The 20963-nt window shown below is 71.4% G+C and carries 19 protein-coding genes and 1 other annotated feature; of the genes, 6 read left to right on the forward strand and 13 right to left on the reverse strand.

Annotated features, from left to right (window positions below):
• Positions 1–27 precede the first annotated feature (27 nt).
• A complete protein-coding gene (locus MCBMB27_RS11915) occupies positions 28–744 on the reverse strand; it encodes a DUF1194 domain-containing protein (RefSeq protein ID WP_075380497.1) in 717 nt (238 codons plus the stop codon).
• Positions 745–987: 243 nt separating this feature from the next.
• Here MCBMB27_RS11915 and MCBMB27_RS11920 point away from each other — a divergent pair, with 243 nt between their 5' ends.
• The gene (locus MCBMB27_RS11920) at positions 988–1209 is read left to right on the forward strand and encodes a hypothetical protein (protein WP_075380498.1); all 222 of its coding nucleotides are present in this window, start codon (positions 988–990) and stop codon (positions 1207–1209) included.
• 20 nt (positions 1210–1229) lie between these two features.
• Here the strand turns inward: MCBMB27_RS11920 and MCBMB27_RS11925 are convergent, their stop codons facing one another.
• From MCBMB27_RS11925 to MCBMB27_RS11965, 9 genes are all read right to left on the reverse strand, one after another.
• The gene (locus MCBMB27_RS11925; protein ID WP_051975901.1) at positions 1230–1997 is read right to left on the reverse strand and encodes a DUF1223 domain-containing protein; all 768 of its coding nucleotides are present in this window, start codon (positions 1995–1997) and stop codon (positions 1230–1232) included.
• A 55-nt stretch (positions 1998–2052) separates the two neighbouring features.
• Positions 2053–3021: a lipid A biosynthesis lauroyl acyltransferase gene (locus MCBMB27_RS11930; RefSeq protein ID WP_075380499.1), complete on the reverse strand. Its 969-nt coding sequence runs from the start codon at positions 3019–3021 to the stop codon at positions 2053–2055.
• 139 nt (positions 3022–3160) lie between these two features.
• Positions 3161–4183 (reverse strand): zinc-binding dehydrogenase, encoded by a 1023-nt coding sequence (locus MCBMB27_RS11935; RefSeq protein ID WP_043352778.1) that lies wholly within the window; start codon positions 4181–4183, stop codon positions 3161–3163.
• A gap of 11 nt (positions 4184–4194) precedes the next feature.
• Complete coding sequence (locus tag MCBMB27_RS11940) at positions 4195–4512, reverse strand: SH3 domain-containing protein (RefSeq protein WP_083683486.1); 318 nt, start codon at positions 4510–4512, stop codon at positions 4195–4197.
• A gap of 3 nt (positions 4513–4515) precedes the next feature.
• Positions 4516–5283, reverse strand: a complete 768-nt coding sequence (locus tag MCBMB27_RS11945; protein WP_075380500.1) for an SDR family oxidoreductase — start codon at positions 5281–5283, stop codon at positions 4516–4518.
• Complete coding sequence (locus tag MCBMB27_RS11950) at positions 5280–6563, reverse strand: beta-ketoacyl-ACP synthase (RefSeq protein ID WP_043378480.1); 1284 nt, start codon at positions 6561–6563, stop codon at positions 5280–5282. The genes MCBMB27_RS11945 and MCBMB27_RS11950 overlap by 4 nt, the downstream gene beginning before the upstream one ends.
• Before the next feature lie 187 nt (positions 6564–6750).
• Complete coding sequence (locus MCBMB27_RS11955; protein WP_091955143.1) at positions 6751–8016, reverse strand: Zn-dependent hydrolase; 1266 nt, start codon at positions 8014–8016, stop codon at positions 6751–6753.
• Between the two features lie 107 nt (positions 8017–8123).
• Positions 8124–8585 (reverse strand): tellurite resistance TerB family protein, encoded by a 462-nt coding sequence (locus MCBMB27_RS11960; RefSeq protein WP_043351693.1) that lies wholly within the window; start codon positions 8583–8585, stop codon positions 8124–8126.
• A gap of 673 nt (positions 8586–9258) precedes the next feature.
• A complete protein-coding gene (locus MCBMB27_RS11965; RefSeq protein ID WP_075380501.1) occupies positions 9259–10776 on the reverse strand; it encodes a CYTH and CHAD domain-containing protein in 1518 nt (505 codons plus the stop codon).
• A 360-nt stretch (positions 10777–11136) separates the two neighbouring features.
• On the opposite strand from MCBMB27_RS11965, the gene selB reads away from it, so the two are divergent.
• Positions 11137–13074 carry a selenocysteine-specific translation elongation factor gene (gene selB, locus MCBMB27_RS11970; RefSeq protein ID WP_051044814.1) on the forward strand — a complete coding sequence of 646 codons (1938 nt, stop codon included), beginning with the start codon at positions 11137–11139 and terminating at the stop codon, positions 13072–13074.
• Positions 13075–13118: 44 nt separating this feature from the next.
• Here selB and MCBMB27_RS11975 read toward each other — a convergent pair whose 3' ends face one another.
• The 3 genes from MCBMB27_RS11975 to MCBMB27_RS11985 form a co-directional block, all read right to left on the reverse strand.
• Complete coding sequence (locus tag MCBMB27_RS11975; protein ID WP_078947409.1) at positions 13119–13418, reverse strand: hypothetical protein; 300 nt, start codon at positions 13416–13418, stop codon at positions 13119–13121.
• Between the two features lie 156 nt (positions 13419–13574).
• Positions 13575–13853, reverse strand: coding sequence for an MSMEG_0570 family nitrogen starvation response protein (locus MCBMB27_RS11980; RefSeq protein WP_043758334.1), 279 nt, complete (start codon positions 13851–13853; stop codon positions 13575–13577).
• Entirely contained in the window at positions 13846–15084 is a 1239-nt protein-coding gene (locus MCBMB27_RS11985) for an MSMEG_0565 family glycosyltransferase (protein ID WP_043351689.1), read from the reverse strand. Before MCBMB27_RS11985 ends, MCBMB27_RS11980 begins: the two co-directional genes overlap by 8 nt.
• Before the next feature lie 289 nt (positions 15085–15373).
• Here MCBMB27_RS11985 and MCBMB27_RS11990 point away from each other — a divergent pair, with 289 nt between their 5' ends.
• The 4 genes from MCBMB27_RS11990 (at position 15374) to MCBMB27_RS12005 (ending at position 20830) form a co-directional block, all read left to right on the forward strand.
• Positions 15374–16183: an SGNH/GDSL hydrolase family protein gene (locus MCBMB27_RS11990; protein ID WP_043378491.1), complete on the forward strand. Its 810-nt coding sequence runs from the start codon at positions 15374–15376 to the stop codon at positions 16181–16183.
• A gap of 128 nt (positions 16184–16311) precedes the next feature.
• Positions 16312–16839 (forward strand): ATP-dependent protease subunit HslV, encoded by a 528-nt coding sequence (gene hslV / locus MCBMB27_RS11995; protein ID WP_043351688.1) that lies wholly within the window; start codon positions 16312–16314, stop codon positions 16837–16839.
• A gap of 496 nt (positions 16840–17335) precedes the next feature.
• A complete protein-coding gene (locus MCBMB27_RS12000) occupies positions 17336–19024 on the forward strand; it encodes a methyl-accepting chemotaxis protein (RefSeq protein ID WP_075380502.1) in 1689 nt (562 codons plus the stop codon).
• A 135-nt stretch (positions 19025–19159) separates the two neighbouring features.
• Positions 19160–20830 carry a methyl-accepting chemotaxis protein gene (locus MCBMB27_RS12005; protein WP_075380503.1) on the forward strand — a complete coding sequence of 557 codons (1671 nt, stop codon included), beginning with the start codon at positions 19160–19162 and terminating at the stop codon, positions 20828–20830.
• Between the two features lie 64 nt (positions 20831–20894).
• Positions 20895–20950 (forward strand) — a sequence feature (sul1 is cis-regulatory element that is thought to sense ions involved in sulfur or methionine metabolism; They are found in Alphaproteobacteria).
• The last annotated feature ends 13 nt before the right edge of the window (positions 20951–20963 follow it).

Raw genomic sequence — 20963 nt, forward strand, 5'->3', positions numbered from 1 at the left:
GTGGGTCCTCTGGGATCCGGGTGACGATCAGGCGATCTCGCGCACGAGCTTGGCGATGAGCGCGCGGCCGAAGGCCGCGAAGCTCTCGGCGGTCATCACGAAGGCGCCCTCGCCGCCGATGACGACGGCCCGGTAATACGCCGCCAGACCGCCCGACGGGTTGGTGTGTTCTTTTAGAAAGTCCGGCATCCCCTCGGGAGCGCTGAGGATCACGATGCCGTTCACCGTGATGCCGGATGCCACGGCGGCGTCCCGGGCCTCCGCGATGGAGCGCCCGGCATTGCCGGTGCCGTCGCCCGAGATGTCGATCACCCGCCGGTCGGCGCGGAACGGCGCCCGCGCCAGCAGATCGGTGGCGAAGGCGATCGCCGAGCCGATGGCGGTGCGGCCATAGAACGGGCGCGGTACGGTCAGCAGACGGGCGGCGAAGGCGGCCGCATCGCCGGCCGAGCCGATCACCATCCAGTCGACCGCCACCTGCTGCTCGCCGGGGCCGGCCCAGTCGAACAGGGCGACGCCGATGCGGCCGGTCGGGCCCTCGCCGATGGCGCGGAGCACGCGCGGATCCGCGAAGGCCTCCGCGTAGCCCCTGCGCTCGAGTTCGAACCGGGCCGCGCTGATGCTGAGCGACACGTCCGCCGCCAGGACGAGGAGGAGGTCCACCCCCGGATCGGCCGCATGGGCGCGGCGACCGGCCAGCGACAGGGCGGCAAGCATCCCGGACAGAAACGGGCGTCGCCGCATGGTCGACCCTCGATGGCAAGCGCCTGTGCGGAACGGCGGACGCTCACACCTCTGCAACGAGCCTGCCACCCCGCCGGTTCAGGCCGTCCGGCCGCACTGCGCAAATGGGGGCCGCGTCGCGGAAAAGTTCCGCCCCCGGCACGCGGATCTGCGCCGCTTTCCGCCGCATCACGCTCCCAACGCGCTGCCCTACCTGCCGCGGACCGAGGCGCTGATGGCGCCGCCTTTCCAGAGTCCGTCGACATGAAGCTTGTTCGCCGAATCGGTCGCGCCATCGAGAGCGGGATCGTCGGAGCCGTCACCGGTACCGTCGCGCTCGTCAGCCGGATGATCGACGGCGCGATCGGGCTGGTAGGCCGCCTGTCCGACCGGCTCGACGGCCGGCTCGCGGCGCTGGCGCGCGAGTCCCGGGCGCGCCACGAGCGCGAGGGCCGCCGACAGATCGACCCGATCTCGCTGAAATAGGCGTAGCCGGCACCCGGGCGCTACAGCCCGGGTCCCTTCGCGGCGCCGAAGATGCGGCCCGGCCTGCCATCGGCCGCGCCCTGCAGGAGGACGACCCAGCTGTCCGCGTCGGCGATGTGGGCCTGGGCATCGGGCACCTCGAAACTGATTGGCTGGCCCGTCCAGTGGCCGAGGCGCTGCATGCCCCGCACGACGTTCACGTAGGTCGCCGTCCGGCCGCCATTCTCCCCGGCCTGGATCGCGATGGCGCGGCTGCGCAGCACCGGCACGAGCCAGACATCGCCGCGGATCTCGGTCTTAGCCTCCGGGGCCGCCCCGACCTCCACCAGGATCCGGTCGCCCTTCATCTCCCCCCGCACCGGGACCGGCAACCCGCCGTGCTGGCAGGCCTCGCGGATCAGCCGGTCCAGGGCCGGCCGGTCGGAGCCCACGGCGAATCCGTTGCCGTCAACCACCACTTGCGGTGTGAAGACCTGCCGCGCCCCCCGGCCCCGGGCGTAGGCCCGCTGGCGTTCGGTCAACGGCCGCAGCGCCAGCGTGTCCTTCCAGCCGAGATAGTCCCAGTAGGTCACCGGCAGGGTCAGGGCGACGACGCCGGGCTTGCGGGCCAGATCGCGCAGAACCGGGTCCGCGGCCCGGCAGGCGCCGCATCCCTGGCTGGTGAACAATTCCACGACGGCGCGGACCGGCTCGGCCCGCGCCGGCATGGCGGCGAGCGCCGCGCAGGCCAACACGGCGGCGCGGAGCGCGCGGCGGTCGCGGATCGGGGCGCGGGGCCGGGGCGTCATCGATCCATCAGACCGTCTGGGAGGCCGAAGGTGAAATCACGTTGGCTTGAGAAGCCTATACCGTCGGTTGAGATAGTGCTGGGGTCACTCTTGCCCTCGGCAGCATGTCGGGCCGCCAGCGGCGATGCATCCACAGCCACTGCCCGGGATTTTCGCGCACCCAGCCCTCCACGACGGCTGTCATCGCCTGCATGGCGCCGGCCACGTCGATGGTCCCGTCGGCGGCCCGGGGCAGGTCGAGGGGCGGGGTCAGGTCGAGGCGGAAGCGGCCCTCCGGCAGGCGCACGACGCGCACGCCATGGACCGGGCAGTCGTAATGGCGGGCGAGCTTGGCGAGCAGCGGGTTGGCGAGGCAGGGCCGGCCGAGGAAATTCACCACGACGCCGCGGGTGAAATGCTGATCGATGAGCTGGCCCAGATGGCCGCCATTCTCGACCACGTCGCGCATGGCGAAGACGGCCCCCGGCGTAGATGCGGCCAAGCCGCCCATCGTCTTGCGCCGGACCTCCTGGACCAGGCGCGCCGCGGCCGGATTGTTGGGCGGGCGGAAGACCGCGGTGGCGTCCAGGCCGAACCGGGCCGCGCAGATCGCCGGCAGCTCCCAATTCGCCAGATGCGCCGAGAAGATGAGACCCGGCTCGCCGTCGTCGCGCAGGGCGTAGAAGTGCTCGATGCCCGACACCTCGGTCCGCATCGGCCCCGTCGCGGCGGGATCGTAATCGAACAGGGTGTCGAGATGGGCGTACTCGGCCCCCGTCCGCCCGAGATTGTCCCAGGCCTCCAGGGCGATCCGTCTCCGCTCCGCGTCCGGCATGTCGGGGAACGCCGCCCGCAGATTCGCCATCGCGGTGCGGTGCGCCGGCAGGAGCGGTCCGAGGGTGCGCAGCAGCAGCGCCGCGAACGCCGTGGACCGCACCGGCCCGAGGAGGCGCGCCAGAAGGACCAGGGCCCGGATCACCGGAACCATGGCGAAGCCCGCGAGGCGCGGGTACGATCGTTTCAGCAGGAGGGCGAGACGCAGCACAATCGATTCCAGGGATACGGTCCGGGCGGCCCCCCAGCGACCCGTACGGCGACGTTTACGCCAAGTCTCTCGCGGCGCGAAATGTTGATCGCGACACCCGGAGACATTGCAGCGCCCGACGGGCGCGCCGCCGTCGGCGCTACAGGCTGACGAGGATCTTGCCGAACACCCGGCGCGATTCGAGCCGCTCCAGACCCTGCGCGAAATCGGCGAGCGGGTACACCGTGTCGACGACCGGCCGGATGCCGGCTTCCATCTTCGCGAGCGACTGACCGATATTGGCGAGCGAGCAGCCGAAAGAGCCGGTGATGCGGTATTGCTGCTGAAACAGCTGCATCAGGTTCATGGTGGTCGAGACACCCGAGGTCGACCCGCAGGTCACGAGGCGGCCGCCGCGCTTCAGACAGAGCAGGGAGCCGTTCCAGGTGTCGGCGCCGACATGCTCGAACACCACGTCGACGCCCTTGCGCTTCGTCAGCCGGCGGACCTCGCCCTCGAAGCGCTCGGTGCGGTAGTTGATGACGTGGTCGGCGCCGAGTTCCGCGGCCTTGCGGCCTTTCTCGTCATCACCGACGGTCGTGTAGACGGTGCAGCCGATCGCCTTGGCCATGCGGATCGCCCCGGTGCCGATGCCCGAGCCGCCGGCATGGACCAGCACGCTCTCGCCGGGCTCCAGCCGGGCATTGTCGAACAGCATGTGCTGGACCGTGCCGAAGGCGATGCCCGCACAGGCGGCGTCGGTATCGCTGACCCCGTCCGGCACCTTCACGACGAGGCGGGCCGGCAGGGTGACCAACTCCCGGGCGAAGCCGTCGAGATGGAAGCCCATCACCCCGGACACGTCCTCGCAGAGGTTGTCACGCCCCTCGCGGCAGGCCCGGCATCGGCCGCAGGTCATGGCCCCGTAGGGCACGACCCGGTCCCCGGCCGCGAGGCCGGTGACCCCCGCTCCGACCGACTCGACGATCCCGGCCGCTTCCGCGCCGACGATCAGCGGCATCTTCCGCTTGGCGAAGGCCATGCCGCGGAAGCCCCAGACATCGATGAAATTGAGGCCGACGGCGCGGATGCGGATCCGGACCTCGTCGGCGCCCGGTGCGGGCGGCGGCTCGATCTCGGTCAGGCGCAGGTCGCGGTCGCCGAACAGCTGCAGGGCTTTCATCGTCTCTCTCATCACTCCGGCGCCAGATATCGCCGCCGCGCCCAGCCCAGGACCCGTCCGGCCTTCACCCGGCACCACGTGGTGCGGCTCGGCGTGTCGTTGGTGCAGCCGAAGACCAGGGCACGCGTGCGGATCTCGCCGATCTGCTCGGCGGACGGATCCGGCTCGGCGCGGATGCTGAGCGGCTCGCCCGGCGGCAGGCCGGAGATCCGGTAGACCTGCGGCTCCGCCCGGGCGTGGCCCGGGATCAGGACGGCCGCACAGCAGATGGCGGCGGATAGGGCGAAGCTGGCGCGCATCGTCAGGATGGTCCGGTTCGGCGGGGCCACCGGTCAGGACCGGTGGACACCCATCATGGCGGTCAGGCCGCCATCGACGGGCAGCACGGCCCCCGTGATGTAGGCGGCGCCCTCGCCCATCAGGAAGGCCGTCAGCGCCGCGACATCCTCGGGCCGCCCGAACCGGCCGGCGGGAATCTGGCGCTCCATCCCGTCCCGGTAGGCGGCGTAGCGCTCCATCATGGCGGTGTCGACGAAGCCCGGGGCGATCACGTTGACGGTCACACCGCGCTTGGCGGTTTCGATCGCCAGCGTGCGGCAATAGGCGATGAGCGCGCCCTTGGTGGCCGCGTAGGCCGCGTTGCCGGCATTCGCCCGCATGGCGGCGACGGACCCGATCGCCACGATGCGGCCCGACCGCGCCCGGGTCATCTCCCGGACGAGCGACTTGGCGAGCCGCGTCAACGAGAAGAAGTTGACCTGCATGGCCGCCTCGGCCCGCTCCTGATCGAGCATCGCCGCGAGGGCGTCACAGGACTGGCCGGCATTGTGGACGAGGCCGTAATAGCCCGCCGCTTCCGCGATCTCGCAGAACGCCTCCAGCGCCCCCCGATCGCCGAGATCGACGGAATGGGCCGCGAAGGCCCGGTCCGGATGCGCCGCACGCAGGTCGGCCAGCAAGGCCTGCGCGGCCTCGGCGGAGGCGCGATAGGTGAAGTCGACGCTCAGCCCGGCCTCGGCCAGGGCGCGGACGATCGCGGCGCCGATTCCGGACGCGCCGCCGGTCACGAGGACGCGGCTCTGGGCAGGTGCGGCGCTCACGCGGGCTCCGCGCCGAAGACCAGGCAGGTGTTCTGGCCGCCGAAGCCGAACGAGTTCGACAGCACCGTGCGCACCGGCAGGTCGCGGGCGGTCTCGACGATGTCGAGGGCGATGGTGGGGTCCGGCACCCGGTGGTTGATGGTCGGCGGGATACGGCCGTGGCGGATGGTCAGGAGCGAGACCGCGGCCTCGATGGCGCCCGCCGCCGTCAGGGTGTGGCCGATCATCGACTTGTTCGAGGTCACCGGCAGGCTGGCCGCGCGGGCGCCGAACACGGCCCCCAGGCCCAGGGCCTCCATCTTGTCGTTCTCCGGCGTCGAGGTGCCATGCGCGTTCACCGTGTCGATCGCCTCGGCCGCGACGCCGGCATCCTCAAGGCTGGCCCGGATCGCCGCGATGATCGGCGCGCCGTCGGGACTGGAGCGGGTGCGATGGAAGCCGTCGCCCTTCTCGCCGCAGCCAAGGACGTAGCCGAGGATCGCGGCGCCCCGGGCGATCGCGGCCTCGGCGTCCTCAAGAACCAGAGCGGCCGCGCCCTCGCCCATCACGAAGCCGTCCCGGTCCTTCGAGAACGGCTTCGAGGCCGCTTCCGGCGCATCGTTGCGGGTGGAGAGCGCCGAGAGCAGCGAGAAGCGGATCAGTGATTCCGGGTTCACCGACCCGTCGGTGCCGATGCAGAGCGCCGCCGCGGTCTCGCCGCGCCGGATCGCCTCGACGCCGAGCTGGATCGCCGTGGCCCCCGACGAGCAGGCGGTGGAGAGCGAGATCGGCGAGCCCTTGGTGCCGAAACGGTCGGCGATGCGGTCGGCGACCGTGCCGAAGATGAACAGGTCGTGCCAGGGATCGAAGCGGCGCGTCGCGGCAGCCCGCAGCAGGCCGGCATAGTCGACCGGACCGTCGCCGCCCGCGGCCTCGGCCAGCGCCTGCCGCTGGGGCCATTCCATCTCCACCGGCGGGACCGCGATGAACAGCGCGCCCGGGAAATCGCCGCTGGTGCCGATCCCGGCCTGCGCCACCGCTTCCTCGGCGGCGACGGCGGCGAACCGCTCCGACAGGAGCGGCGCGACGAGGGGATCGGTGTCGAGGAAGTCCACCGTCCCGGCGATGCGCGTGCGCAGACCGTCGGTGGGAAACCGCGCGATGGCATGGATGCCGGACCGGCCCTCGGTCATGGCCGTCCAGGTATCGGCCTGTCCCCGACCGAGGGAGGAAACGACGCCGATGCCGGTCACCGCGACGAGCGGCCGGCCCTTGGCGTCGCGGTAGGATCGCGCGCTCATGGAGCGGTCCTTACGGGATTTTCCGCCGCGGTACACCTCCGGACCGAGGGGCTTGCGGCCGCGCTGCCATCATTCCGAGGCGCCGGAGGCGAGCCCGGGACGATGGCAACGCGGTCTCGGATCGGCGACGTCCGAGGATCGGCGCGCCGCTTCTCCTGTGCGGCCGGAACCACCAGGCTGCAGGTTTCTAGGTGCGCGGGGCGTTGGCGAGACGGAGCACGGTCTGCAGCAGCACGTCGGCGCCGGCCGCGCAGTCGGCCTGTGTGGCGGATTCGGCCTCGTTGTGGCTGATCCCGTCCTTGCACGGCACGAAGATCATCGCGGCGGGCACCTTGGCGGCGAGGTTGCAGGCATCGTGGCCGGCGCCCGAAATGATCCGGCGCCGCGCATGCCCCAGGCTCTCGGCGGCCGCATCGATCGCCGCCACGATGGCGGGATCGAACGGCACCGGCTCCTTCCGCCAGATCCGCGTCAGCGCGATCTCCAGGCGACGGCGTCCGGCGATCTCGGCGGCCGCCTCGACCAGGGCCGCCTCCATGGCGTCGAGGGTCGCCGAGCGCGGGTCTCGCACATCCACCGTGAAGGCGACCCGGCCCGGCACGACGTTGCGGGACGGCGCCAGGATCGCAGCCTCGCCGATCGTGGCCACGGCAGAGGGCGCGTGCGCCAGGGCGATCCGCTCGGCCGCGAGGGCGAACTCGGAGAGGGCGAGCAGCGCGTCCCGGCGGCGCGGCATCGGCGTGGTGCCGGCATGGCTCTCGAAGCCGGTGATGACGCCGTCGAACCACATGATGCCCTGGCCGCCCTCGACCACGCCGATGGTCTTGCCCTCGGCTTCCAGGATCGGGCCCTGCTCGATATGCAATTCCACGAAAGCGCCGATCTCCCGCGTGCCGACGGCCTCGACCCCGCGATAGCCGATGGCGTCGAGGGCTTCCGCCACCGTCGTGTCGGCGGCGTCGCGCTTGGCCAGGATCTCGTCGGTGGTGAAGTCTCCCGCATAGGCCGCCGAGGCCATCATGGCGGGGGCGAAGCGCGAGCCTTCCTCATTGGTCCAGTTGACCACGAGGAGCGGCGCCTCGGTCTCGATCCCGGCATCGTTCAGGCTGCGCATCACCTCGAGGCCCGCCAGGACGCCGAGGACGCCGTCGAACTTGCCGCCGGTGGGCTGGGTGTCGAGGTGCGAGCCGAAGGCGATCGGCTTGCGGGCCATGTCCCGGCCCGGCCGCAGGGCGTATTGGGTGCCCAGCGCATCGACCGACACCGTCAGCCCGGCCGCCTCGCAGGCCTCCCGGAACCAGTCGCGGACCTGGCCGTCCTCGGCCGAGAGCGTCAGGCGGTTGATGCCGCCGGCCGGCGTGCCGCCGAACGCCGCGGTCTCCAGGATCGTCGCCCAGAGTCGCGCACCATCGGCGCGCAGGTTGTGGGTCTTGCTGAGGCTCATCTCGGCCATGCCGGTTCCTTTCACGGCGGGTCGCCGTGCGACGGGGTCTTTATAGGCGGGTGCGGCCGGCTGGGCAGCGCGTCCGCGCCGAGCAACCGCGATGCCAACCGGATCTGTCAGACCGGCGGGCGCCGGACCGGATTCGCGCGGAGCAGTCCGATCGCGTCGACCCGCAGGGCTACGGCGATCTCGCCGAGGGCGCTCGCCTCGATGTTGCTGATCCCGTCCTGATCGGCGACGTCCGCGGCGATCAGGAAGACGTTCTCGCGCTGGTTCGCGGGGCGCTCGGCGACCGCCGCCACATGGCGCAGATTCTCGGCCCGGCCGAGCCGGGTCCGCGCCCGGGCGATGCCCTCGTAGAGTTCGGTCTCCAGCATCAAAGCGTCGTAGCCCTTCATCAGGACCGGGTCGGCCTTCAGGCCGAGCAGAGCCGCGTCGAATTCCGGACCGGCGACCTCGCCGTCGGCGACGATGACGTTGGCCGCGGCCGAGACCGCCGCGAGCATCAGCGCCTTGTCACCGGCATAGGCCGTCACGGTACGGCCGACATGGCCGAAGAGATCGCGCAGAAGGCTCATTCGGGACTGTCGGCGGCAGGGTCGGACGTCGGGAGTGATCGGGAGGGATAGCAGACGGCGGCGCGGAGGAAACCCATCCCCGAAGGTCAGCCCATAAAAGGGGTCGGAACCCGAGACCAGACATCCTTCGGCAACATGGCCATGCGAGATTTTCGGTCGACCGCGTTCCAAAGCGCGGCCGGCGAAATGCGGCTTCAGCGATTCCCCCTCCGCGGAAGCCGTGCACGTCGTCACGCCGCCGGAACGAAGTTCGGGTGCCCCCCAGGCCCGCGCTTCGAGCCGGCGGCGGTCTCCCCCGGGCAATACTCCGCCGCTATCGACAGGGCCGCGGGCCGGCGGGCGCCGGATCTGTAACCCGCGCCGATAAACGCCCCGGGTCGGTCGGCGCTCCGTCCGTCAAAAAGCGCGTTCCGTGGCTCGGCGCGACGCGGATCGACCCGTTCGGCCTCCGGTACGGTTCGGGCGCTCGCCCCGTCGACGCGGGTTGCCGTTGCGGCGCCGGGCTCCCCCGACGGTCAGAGTTCTCGAAGATCCCGAAGCCGCGTCTCCGGATCAGACGTCCCCGGAGACGACGAGCCGCCGGGCGCGCAGGTCAGCATGGCCTGCGCGGCACCGCTCTCACGAGGGGCGCCGCGCAGACCCGGCTCCGGCCCACAGTGCGGCCCGGATCGCGTCAGCGCCAGAACGGCTTGACGTCGAGGAGGTCGGACCGGGCCTCCGCGGCGGCGTCGAGCAGCTTCTGAGCCCCGGGGTCGTCCGGTCCCGGCATCGGCGGGCCGGACAGGCTCTCGGTCATCGACCGGGCCGTCTCCAGATCGTTGAGTGCGCCGAGATGGTCCTGCAGGTCCGAGAGCGCGGCGCCGAACTTCTCCTGCCGGCGGACTGCTTTCTTCTTCCGGTAGAGATCGGCGAAGAACTCGGCGCCGTAGCGCAGCTTCTTGGCGGCGATCCGGGCCCGATGGCGGGTATGCGGGTCGAGGTGTCGGAGACCGCGCCCGCGCTTCTTCAGCCGCGACCGCGCCTTATCGAGCACCTGCGCCGCGAAGTGCCGCCCGTCGACGGCGGCGTCGGGCCCGTCGGCCCAGGACCCCGCCTCGACCCAGCCGGCCAGGTCGATGATGAGCGCGCGCCATCGCGGGCTTTCCAGGGTCGCCATCACGGCCTCGTAGGCGACGGCGCGCTCCGCTTCGGCCCGCTGGCGCAGCGCGTCGAGGCCGGGCTCGTCGGGCCGCTGCTTCGCGAGATCCGGAAGCGTGTCGCTGAGGAACACGTCGAGGTTGCGGGCGTGACCGAATGGCTCGGTGACCTGCTTGATCGAATCGTTGAAGCCCGCGCCCCGGGGATCGGCCTGCAGCATCGGACCGAACAGCGACAGCGCCGAGCGCAGGCGCCGCAGGGAGACGCGGATCTGGTGCAGGGCCTCGGGCGGGCGCCCCCCCTCCAGGAAGGCGGTCTCGTTGAGGCGCATGTGGCGCAGGCAGGCGCGCGCCACGTGACGGAAGACGTCCCCGGCACTCGCTCCCTCCGGCAGGTCCACCGGCTCGGCCTTCACCACCGCCGGGCCGCGCCCGTCGAGCAGGGCGTAGCCGACGGCGCTCTTCGCGCGCACGCCGAGGCGCAGCGGCACGGTCTCGGCGAGGGACTGGGCCAGGACGAACAGATCGGCCGGGTCGCCGTCCTGAAGTTCCAGCTCGACTTCGCAGAGCGGTGCATGGCCCCGCGCAGTCTCGACCTGGCCCTCGTCCAGCGTGACGAGAATCCGGGACGTGCCCTGCTCCACCGGGATCTCCCGGCGCATCACGACGGTGGAGAAGACCCGCTCCAGAGGGGCGTCGGCCTTGCGCAGGATCCGCTCCGCCGCCGTGTCGGCCCAGGCGGCCGGGTCCGGCGCTTCCCCGGCGATCTCGGTTTCCCACTCGGCCCGGTCGAACAGGCCGACGCCGCCGCTCCCGGCCTTCACGGTCTGGATGTGCCGGCCGCCCTTGGCGCGCACCCGGAGGGTCAAGCCGGCCTCGCGAAGCGCGCCGTCGGGGGTGTCGTAATAGGTGGTGACCAACCGTTCGGGCTCGGCTGTCGCCGCGTGCTTCAGCCGGGGGTGGGACGCGAGCGCCGTCAGGTCCGCACCGGCGCAGTCGAGCTTCAACTCGACCTCGCGGGGTTCCTCGGCGGCGTGGCTCTCGGTGTCGCTCATACGCTCCTCTTGATGACCTGCCTCGCCTAACGATGCACAGATGCCCCTGGGTTGCATCGGCCCCCGCGGCATCGGCATCGGGGCGTGACCGTCCGACGCACCCGATCCACCAAAGGCGGCGGGCCTCCCGGCGTCAAGCAGAGAGCGCGGCACTCCGGCACGGAAGCGCCATGCTGCACTGCGTTAAAAACGCGCTTTCCCGGAACGGCACGACGTGGCAAGACAAATTGTCCACAATCCATCTGCCGCGCACGCCCCCGCCCCGACCGTCCGGCGGCCAACGGCGCCGCAACGCGCCGGCGCGGCGGATTCTTCTTTCGCGCGAGCGGTGCGCCCCGGGTGGACGGCGGCACCGCGGAGATGGTCCGGTCGGTGACTGCATTGAAGACACTCCTCGTCGGCGTGATCGGGCACGTCGATCACGGCAAGACGGCCCTCGTCCGGGCGCTCACGGGCGTCGAGACCGACCGGCTGAAGGAGGAGCGCGCCCGCGGCGTATCCATCGTGCCGGGCTTCGCGCTGCTGGCGTCCGATCGCGGTGAGATCGACCTCGTGGATCTGCCGGGCCACGAGCGGTTCGTCCGCGCCATGATTTCCGGCGCCACCGGCATGCGGGCCGTCCTGCTGGCGGTGGACGCGCACGAGGGCATCAAGCCGCAGACGGTGGAGCATCTGGAGATCGCCCGCCTCATCGGCGTGCGCCGCGGCGTGCTGGCGCTGACCAAGGCGGACCTGGCGACGCCTGAGACCGTGGCGGCCCGCGCGGCCGAGATCGCCGCCGCCGCCGCCCGCGCGGGGATCGCGGCCGGTCCGGTCATCGCGACGTCGACCGTCACCGGCGCCGGCCTGCCGGAGCTGTCGGCCGCCCTGTCGGGGCTGCTGGACGAGACGGAGCCCGGCCGCGACGACGGCTTCCCGTATCTTCCGGTGGACCGGGTCTTCTCCCGGCCGGGATTCGGCACCGTCGTCACCGGGACGCTGCGGCGCGGACCGCTCGCCGTCGGCGACACGGTGGAGATCGCGCCCGGCGGCCGCACGGCGGTGGTGCGTGGCCTCCAGATTCACGGACGTGCGGTGGAGCGCGCCGAGCCCGGGCGCCGCACCGCGGTCGCCCTGCGCGGGATCGACCTCGACGAGGTCGCCCGCGGGCAGGCTTTGTCGCCGCCGGGCCTGCTCGCCCCGAGCGCGTGGCTCGATGTGACGATCACCGCGGCGGCCGGTGCGGACGCCCTGGCGGGGGGCTCGGCCTGTCGCCTTCTGTTCGGGACCACCGAGGTCGAGGCGCGGCTGCGCCTGCTCGACCGTGATGCCCTGGAGCCCGGCGCCAGCACCCAGGCCCAACTCCATCTCGGCGAACCGGTCGCCGTGCCGGCACGGGAGCCTTTCGTGCTGCGGCTCGACTCGCCCTCCGTCACGGTGGCGGGCGGGCGGATCCTCGATCCGGCGAGCCGCCGCCGTCGGCGCCACGACCCGCGGGTCATGGCGGACCTGGCCGCACTCGCGGCAGGCCATGCCGGAGAGGCGATCACGGTCCGCCTCGGTCAGCTGGGCGCGGCCGGGGCACCCCTCATCGAACTCGCCCGGATCGCCGGCATCGCGCCGGAGCGCGCCCGGCAGATTCTCTCCGAAGCGGGCGCCCGCGCGATCGGCGACCGCTACATCGGCGCCGCAGCCTTCGCGGCCCTGCGCAGCGGCACGCTGGCGGCCCTCGCCCACCATCACCGCGACAACCCGATGGATCACGGGATCGCCCTGGAGCGGCTCGCCCGTGCCCTGGCGCTGCCCGAGACGGTGACCGGTGCGGTGCTGCGCGACCTCGCGGCCGCGGGCGCTGTCGCCCAGGCGGGCGCCCTGTGGCGGCGAGCCGAGTTCGACCCGGCCCGCAACGAGAGCGAGGCCGCCCGCCGGCTGGAACAGGTCTTCCGCCGCGCGGGACTCAGCCCGCCCGACGAGGCGGAGGCCATCGGACGCGACGTGCGGCGGCGCGAAGCGCTCACCTACCTCGTGGGCGCCGGCACGGTGATCCGCGCCGTCGACCGGGTCCAGCGCCGCGCCGTCCTGTTCCACCGGGAGGCGGTCGCCACCGCCAAGACCCGCCTCGTGGAGGCCTTCCCCGAGGCCGGGACGCCCGACATGGGCTTCCTGGCCCGGGAAGCGGGCGCCACGCTGGGAATCTCGCGCAAGTTCTCGATCCCCCTGCTGGAGCACCTCGACGCGACGGGCTTCACCCGCCGGGCGGGGGATCGCCGGGTGATCGTGGCCCTCGAACCCGCGCGCGCCGCACCGGACGCGGGCTGACGGCCGCCGGGGCGCTCCAACGACGCCGCGGACCAGTAAGCGGACTAGTAGTCAGCGCCGAACCAGTCGCCGGCCCCCGGCTCGTAGCAGGTGTAGCCGATCAGGCAGTTCGGGTTGTCGCGGGTCGGACGGAAGGCGCGCTTGGCGATTTCGGTGGGCTCGCAGAACGACCGGTCGCGGACGAACCGGTCGTAGGTCATGCCGCCGGTCCCCAGGACCAGGGCGCCCCGGGCCTGAACGAGGCGGATCGTCTGCTGGCAGGTCATGGCCGTGCTGGACGGCCGCGTCTGCGCCGCCGCGGGTGACGCGGCCAGGACCAGGGCCGCCGCAATCCGGGTCATCATCGCCGACGCCTGTCCTCGTCCCATCGATCCTGCGGACAACACGCCGGGGACACGCACCCGTCCTGCGTCGCCTCGCCGCAAGGCCGCTCGTCGGGGACGGCGCTCCCGTCCCCCTGAGGTCCGAAGCCCCGCGGCCGGGCCGATCGAAGCCCGGCGTCAGACCTCGAAGGATTCGACGTACACGGTTCCCGGCGCCTGCCGGCGCGCGGTTTCCTCGATCCGGGCGAGCTGCGCCTCGGCGCGGCCGCAGGGAAACCCGTAGCGGGCGCGGACGCGCGCGCTGGCGATGCCCAGGGCAAGGCGGCTCAGGGCGACGAATTCCGCGACGGGATAGTCCTGCCCGACCGCGAGGTGCTCCTTGATCACCAACGAGGGCGCGTAGCAGGCCTCGCGGGTGCCGTCCGGCCAGCGGATATGGAAACGCATCTCAGGCATCGCGGGGGATCCGAAGGGTGTTCCAGGCCGCCGCCCCCGTCGCGGCCGGCAGCACCGGCGCGTCCCGGGGCGCCAGTTCCGCGTAGGTCGGCAGGTGGCGCGCGGCGCAGGCGTCCCAGACATGGGCCCGGGCGACCTCCCGGCCGGCATTGCGCAGGCGCCCCCGCCGGCCCGGTTCGAGACTCGCCTCCATGGCCGCCGCGATGGCGCCCGTGTCTTCCGGGTTCACCGACAGGGCCTCGCCGGGGGCGAGATACTCGGTGAAGGGCGGACGGGCGGAGACGATCACCGGCGTGCCGCAGGCCATGGCCTCCAGGACGCACAAGCCGTAGCCTTCCATGAGCGAGGGAAACACCAGGGTATCGGCGATCCGGTAGAGGCTCGGCATGTCTGCCTGGTCCACCGGGCCGGTGCGGATCACCGGACGGCCGGTGCCGACCGCGAGCCCCTCGCGCTCGAGGGCGGCGCAGCAGCGGGCCTCGTATCCCGCATGGTCGAGCAGCGAGGCGCCGCCGGCCACGACGAGCTGCGCGCCGGGATGGGCGCGACGCAGGGCCGCGAAGGCCTCGATCACCGCCAACGTGTTCTTGCGCGCCTCGAACCCGCCGACGCTGAGGAAGACCGGGCCGCCGCCGAGACCGAGGCTTCGACGGAGAGCCTCGTCCTCCGGTCCGGGATCGGGCGTGTAGGTCGCGCTATCCACGCCGGTGCCGACCACCTCGGCCCGGGCGCCGTATTCCACGGCCAGCGTCGCCGCCCAGGTCCGGCTGAGGCAGAGCAGGCGCCCGGCATCGAGGATCGCCCGCTCCTCCCACTGCGCAAGCTGCGCATCCGTAGACGCGTCGATGTGGTGGACGGTGCGCACGAAGCCCGGGATGAGGCGGCGGCGGGTCAACGTGGCGAGGGCGTTGCCGCTGATGCAGCATTGAGCGTGAAACACATCGAAGTCGCAGGCGGCGGGGGTGGAGAAATGGGCGAGGTAGTCGGCGATCCGGGCACCGACCAGCGCGGCAGCCGATCCGCCCACCGGCTTAGCCGCGACCGAGATCGCCGGACATCGCGCCGCGCGGAAGAAGCCGCGTCCGGTCGGATCGGGGGCGTGGACGACCGCCTCGTGGCCGAGCCGGCACAGGGCCTCTCCGAGAGCCAGAGCGTGGGCCACGCCGCCGCGCGGATGGGTCGAGTGCGTGAGGATCGCGATGCGCAAGCGGCCGACCGGGGGACGGTTCATGGAGGCCTCAAGCCGGTCGGGGATCGCGCCCGAAACCCTGACCACGCGCTCCGCCGCCCTCACGGAGATGCGCCCAGCACCGGTCGCATGGTTCATGCCGGATGCGGCAGCATCCTGCCGAAACGTCGCGTCGGCGCCGTTTCGGGGGCCGGCCGGTCGCCAGCCCCAAAAGCCGCCTAATTTTGCGTTACGAATTCAGTGTGTTTTCAAGGTCGGCACGGAACCGCTCTTTTCAGCACCGTGTGTCAGACTGTATCTAACGCTCACGTGAGCCGGAGCCGTCGGTCCCGTGTCCAAGTCGCTGAACACTGCCTTCCCCGCCCGCAAACTGCTGCGCCGTCTGGGCTTGCTCAGCGCCTTGCTGGTCCTGCCGACGGCGGTTCTGGCCTATGCGGACCTCCTGCCCGAATCGCTCGACATGCTGGGTCTCGACCTGCGTGAGAGTCCGGACCTGCCGCACGTCGCCCGTCAGATCGCCATCGGCGCACCGCTGAAGATCGTGGCCTTCGGCTCGTCCTCGACGCAGGGTATCGGCGCGTCGAGCCCGGCCAACGCCTACCCGGCCCGCCTCCAGATCGACCTCCGCAAGAAGCTGCACGGAATCGACGTCGCGGTCATCAATCGCGGGATCGGCGGCGAGCACGTCGACGACATGCTGGCGCGGCTCGACCGGGACGTCATCGCGGCCGAACCGCAGCTCGTGATCTGGCAGACGGGCAGCAACGATCCGCTGCGCGGGGTCTCGGTCGAACATTTCCGCGAGGCCACCGTGTCGGCCATCCGCCGGATCCGCGAGGCCGGGATCGACGTGGTGCTGATGGAACCGCAATGGTGCCCGAAGCTGGAAGCCACGCCGGGCGCCTCCCGCTTCCGTGACGCGGTCCGCAGCATCGGCGACGACCTCGACGTTCCGGTGATCCGCCGCGCCGATCTCATGCACGGCTGGGTGCGCGAGGGTAAGCTGACCACCAAGCAGCTCTTCGCCGCCGACGGGCTCCACATGGCCGATCGCGGCTACGCCCTCCTGGCCGAGGCCGCGGCGCAATCGATCCTGCAGGATGCGGGTCCTGTGCGGAGCTTCGAGCCTGTGGCCGAATAGAGGGCGCCCCACCGTCCCTTCCGGCTGGACTCGGCCGGCGAAGCTCCCCATCTCGGCGCGATCGAGAGCGGAGCCGAACCTTGAGCCAGGATGCATTCAGGTATGAAGACCGGGGCGCGGTGCCCCAGATGCACGCGACCACGATCCTGATGGTGCGCAAGGGCGGCCGTGTCGTCATCGGCGGCGACGGTCAGGTCAGCCTGGGCCAGACCATCGTGAAGGGGAATGCCCGCAAGGTCCGGCGCCTGGCCAAGGGCGCGGTGATCGGCGGCTTCGCCGGCGCCACGGCGGACGCCTTCACTCTGTTCGAACGCCTCGAAGCCAAGCTTGAGCAATATCCCGGTCAGCTGACGCGGGCCTGCGTCGAACTCACCAAGGATTGGCGGACGGATCGCTACCTCCGCCGCCTCGAGGCGATGATGCTGGTCGCCGACCGCGATGTCAGCCTGCTTCTGTCGGGCTCGGGCGACGTTCTGGAACCGGAAAGCGGCGTCATGGCTATCGGCTCGGGCGGCAATTACGCCCTGGCGGCCGCCCGCGCGCTGGAAGACGGAGACCTCGATGCAGAGGCGATCGTCCGGCGCGCCATGGGGATCGCCGCGGAGATCTGCGTCTACACGAACGGCAATCTGGTGATCGAGACCCTCGAAGCCTGACCTCCCGCGGCTGCGGCCTGAGCCGGCGTCGACACCGTACGATCGACGCCGCTTCTCGCACCGTGGCCGCCCGCATCCGGATCGTCGGGGCGCGCATGCGCCGCCGAGACGGGCTACGCGGCGCATCCTCATCGCGCACGCAGCGGACTTTGCGATGCGGGTCGTATTCGCGTGCAATGAGGAAAAGAAGCGGCTCCAGCCGACTTCAGGAGATCCTCTCAATCCTAAATTCTACAATGAAAATTCGACGATCAATCAATCGATTGATGTAAAAACGGTCAGATTAGCTAAATTTCGTGCGCTTCATCTACCGAGTACGAGAGCTTCCGGATCCATCACTGAAATTTGAGCGCCGGGCCCGCCATCTCGCGGCACAGCTCCAGCCGAGATTTACGACGACGACTGCATCGGTAAGGGAATTTTCACGCTGTAAAATGCATAGTCGGCCCATAATAAGCAAAATTCGTCGCGCAACATGCGCGCTGAGGGCTGAACTATGCGATCGATTAATGACGTCCGCATCGTGACGAAACTGACCGCCGCCTTCGGCAGCTTAGCGGCGGTAACGGTTGGGATCAGCGCGATCGGATACAGTCATCTAACGTCGATCGAGCGGGTCAATCATCTTACGGAGCATACCTACCAGGTCATCTCTGCGCTCGACGGCGTGACGCAGTCGATGCTGAACCAGGAAACGGGGCTCCGCGGCTATCTGCTCTCGGGCGACCCGAAATTTCTGGAGCCGTTCCGCAACGGCCAGAAGGCCTACAAGGCGGCGCTGGAGACCGCGCAGGCGCTCACGGTGGACAACGCAGCGCAGCAGGCGCGCCTGGCGGCCGTGAACAGCTTGGCCGCGACCTGGTCGAACGACATCGCCCGGAACGAGATCGCCCTCGTCGAGGCGGGCCAGCTCGACGCGGCGCGCCAGATCGAGGCGAGCGGGGCCGGGAAGGCGTCCATGGACGCCCTGCGCGCGAAGCTTGCCGACGCGGACCAGGCCGAGCGGGAGCTCCTCGGAGCCCGCAGCGACGAACAGGGGCGCTCGTTCAGCGCCGCCTATCTCGCCAGTCTTCTCGGCAGCGTGGCCAGCGTCGTCATCGCAGCGCTTCTGGCGTTCCTGGTCTTCGCGATGCTGACCCGCCCGCTTGGCCGGCTCGTCGCGGTGCTCCAGCGGATGGCCCGGGGTGAGATCGAGGCCGAGATCGCGGAGGCCCGACGCGGCGACGAGATCGGCGCGGTCGGGCGGGCCGTGGAGGGAATCAAGACCATGGTCGCCAGGAAGGCGGCCGAGGATGCCGAGATCAAGCGGATCGCCGACACGGCGGCGGCGGCCGAGCGGCGCCGGACCATGATCGAGCTGGCCGACAGCTTCGATCGCGCAGTGGGCGGGATCGTCGGGATGGTGTCGTCCTCGGCCACGGAACTGCAGGCGACCGCGCGGACCATGTCGGCGACCGCCTCCGAGACGTCGAGCCAGTCGACCACGGTGGCGGCGGCCGCCGAAGAGGCGGCCACCAATGTGAACACGGTGGCGGCGGCGGCCGAGCAGCTGGGCTCCTCGGTCCAGGAAATCGGCCGGCAGGTGGACGGTTCGGCCCATCTGGCGCAGCGCGCCGTCTCGGACGCCGACCAGACCGGCGCCCTGGTCCAGGAGCTGAGCAATTCCGTGTCGCGGATCGGCGACGTGGTCGGCCTGATCTCGAACATCGCCGGCCAGACCAACCTGCTTGCGCTGAACGCCACCATCGAGGCCGCCCGCGCCGGTGCCGCCGGCAAGGGCTTCGCCGTCGTCGCCGCCGAGGTGAAGGCGCTGGCCGAGCAGACCGCGAAGGCGACCCACGAGATTTCCGGCCAGATCGCGCAGATCCAGGCGGTGACCGGTCAGGCCGTGACGTCGATCGGCGGCATCACCGAGCGGATCCGGGAGATCAGTGGCGTCGCCACCTCGATCGCCGCCGCGGTCGAGCAACAGGGCGCGGCCACGCAGGAGATCGTCCGGAATGTCGCGCAGGCGGCGGTCGGCGCCGGCGAGGTGACGAGCAACATCTCGGGTGTCGCGGGCGCCGCCGAGGAGACCGGCATGGCGGCCGGCCAGGTGCTCGACGCGGCGTCCGAGCTTTCGCGGCAATCGGAGAAGCTGACCGCCGAGGTCGACCGGTTCCTCGTGAGCGTCCGCGCGGCGTGAGCGGTGCCGCGCAGCGGGCTTCCGGCGACGGAGGCCCGTTCGTCAAAACAAATAATGCCGACGGCGATTAGTTTACGCGGCTTTGACGAATAACCGGCATTTTAGCGCCAATCGAGCCTCTGCGGTTGGATCTCAATGAAAATCGGCGGAAAACTTCTGGGCTTCGTCGGCGCGTGCAGCCTGACGACGCTGATCGTGGCCGGGGTCAGCGTCACGACGCTGAGAAGCTTCGAGCACTCCCTCACGAGCGTCGAGAACGCCTCGATCCGGGCGCTCGACGCCGCCAACTTCAACCGCCTCGCCGCCGAAGTGACCATGGATTCGCGGGGCGTCTACGCCTCCGCCGACCGCACGGAGGCGGCCAAGTACACCGCCGGCATCCGCAAGGGTCTGGCCGAGATGGACGCGCTCCGGGCGGACTGGGCGCCGCGGGTGACCGAGGCCGAGCGCCCGCTCTTCGACGCCATGGTGCGCAATGCCGAGGCGTTCCGGACCCTGCGCAGCGCCCTCGCGGAGGCTGGCGACACGACCGGCCCCAAGGCGGCCGCCGAACTCGGCTTCAACGACGCCAATCGCGCCAACCGCAAGGTCTTCCAGGCGAGCATCGATGCCCTGGTGAAGCAGGGCCGGACCGAGATGGCGGCGATCAAGTCGGACACCCAGGCGCTGTTCCAGGCGCGGACGCTGCTCCTCCTCGGCCTCGCGCTGGCCGGAACCGCGATCTGCTGCGCCCTGGGCCTGCTCATCGGGCAGCGGCAGATCGCCCGGCCGCTGCGGGCGGTCTCGGAGGCGATCCAGCGCCTCTCGCGCGGCGACCTGACCCTGCCCGCGATCAAGCCGGGGCGCGACGAGATCGGGGCGATCTGGACCAGCATGCAGGTCTTCAGCGACACGATGCGCGAGGCCGAGACCCTCCGGCACGAGCACGAGCGGATGCGGGTCGATACGGCGGCGCGCAAGCGTTCCGAGATGGCCGGGCTCGCCGATCAGTTCCAAAGCAACCTCGGCGGGCTGGTCGATCACCTGGCCGGAGCGGCAGCCGGCTTGGAGCGCGCCGCCGCCACCATGGCGGGCAACGCCGATCACGCCGGCACGCAGTCCCAGGTCGTGACCCGCGCCGCCGAGACCACCGCCTACAACGTCGAGGCCGTCGCCGCCGCCACCGAGGAACTCGCCGCGACGGCGAGCGAGATCGGCGTTCAGGTCACGCAGACCTCCACCGCGGCCGAGGGGGCCGTCGAAGCGACGCGGCGGACCCGGACGAGCGTCCAGGCCCTCGCCCGCAGCGCCGAGGGCATCGGGCAGGTCGTCTCCCTCATCTCCACGATTGCCGGCCAGACCAACCTGCTGGCGCTCAACGCGACGATCGAGGCCGCCCGCGCCGGCGAGGCCGGACGCGGCTTCGCGGTCGTCGCCACAGAGGTCAAGGATCTGGCCACCCAGACCGCCAAGGCCACCGAAGAGATCGCCGGGCAGATCGCCGCCATGCGGGCGGCGACCCACGAGGCCGTCGCCGCGATCGAGGAGATCGGCGGCACGATCGAGCAGGTCCACGGCATCGCCCTCGGTGTGGCCGCGGCCGTCGAGGAGCAGCAATTGGCCACGCAGGAAATCGCCCGCAGCGTCTCGGAGGCCGCGAGCGGCACCCGCTCCGTCACCGAGACCATGGCGCTGGTCCTGGGTGCGGCCCGCGAGACCGGCGCGAGCGCCGCGGAGGTGCTGGCGGCCGCCGCCGACATCGCCCGCCGCTCCAACGGGCTGGGGAGCGAGGTGGCGGGCTTCGTGGCGCAGGTCCGGGCGGCCTGACGGTCCAGCCGCCGCGCGCGGATGTTGCATTGCAGCGCGCAGGCCCCTAGGGTCCGCGCATTCGCAAGGACCCGGTGAAAGCCCGGGTGGCTCTTCCGGCCGCCGATCCGCCGGACCACGCATTCGAGACGCG

It is taken from the genome of Methylobacterium phyllosphaerae, from assembly GCF_001936175.1.
In the GTDB taxonomy this organism is placed as follows: Bacteria; Pseudomonadota; Alphaproteobacteria; order Rhizobiales; family Beijerinckiaceae; genus Methylobacterium; species Methylobacterium fujisawaense.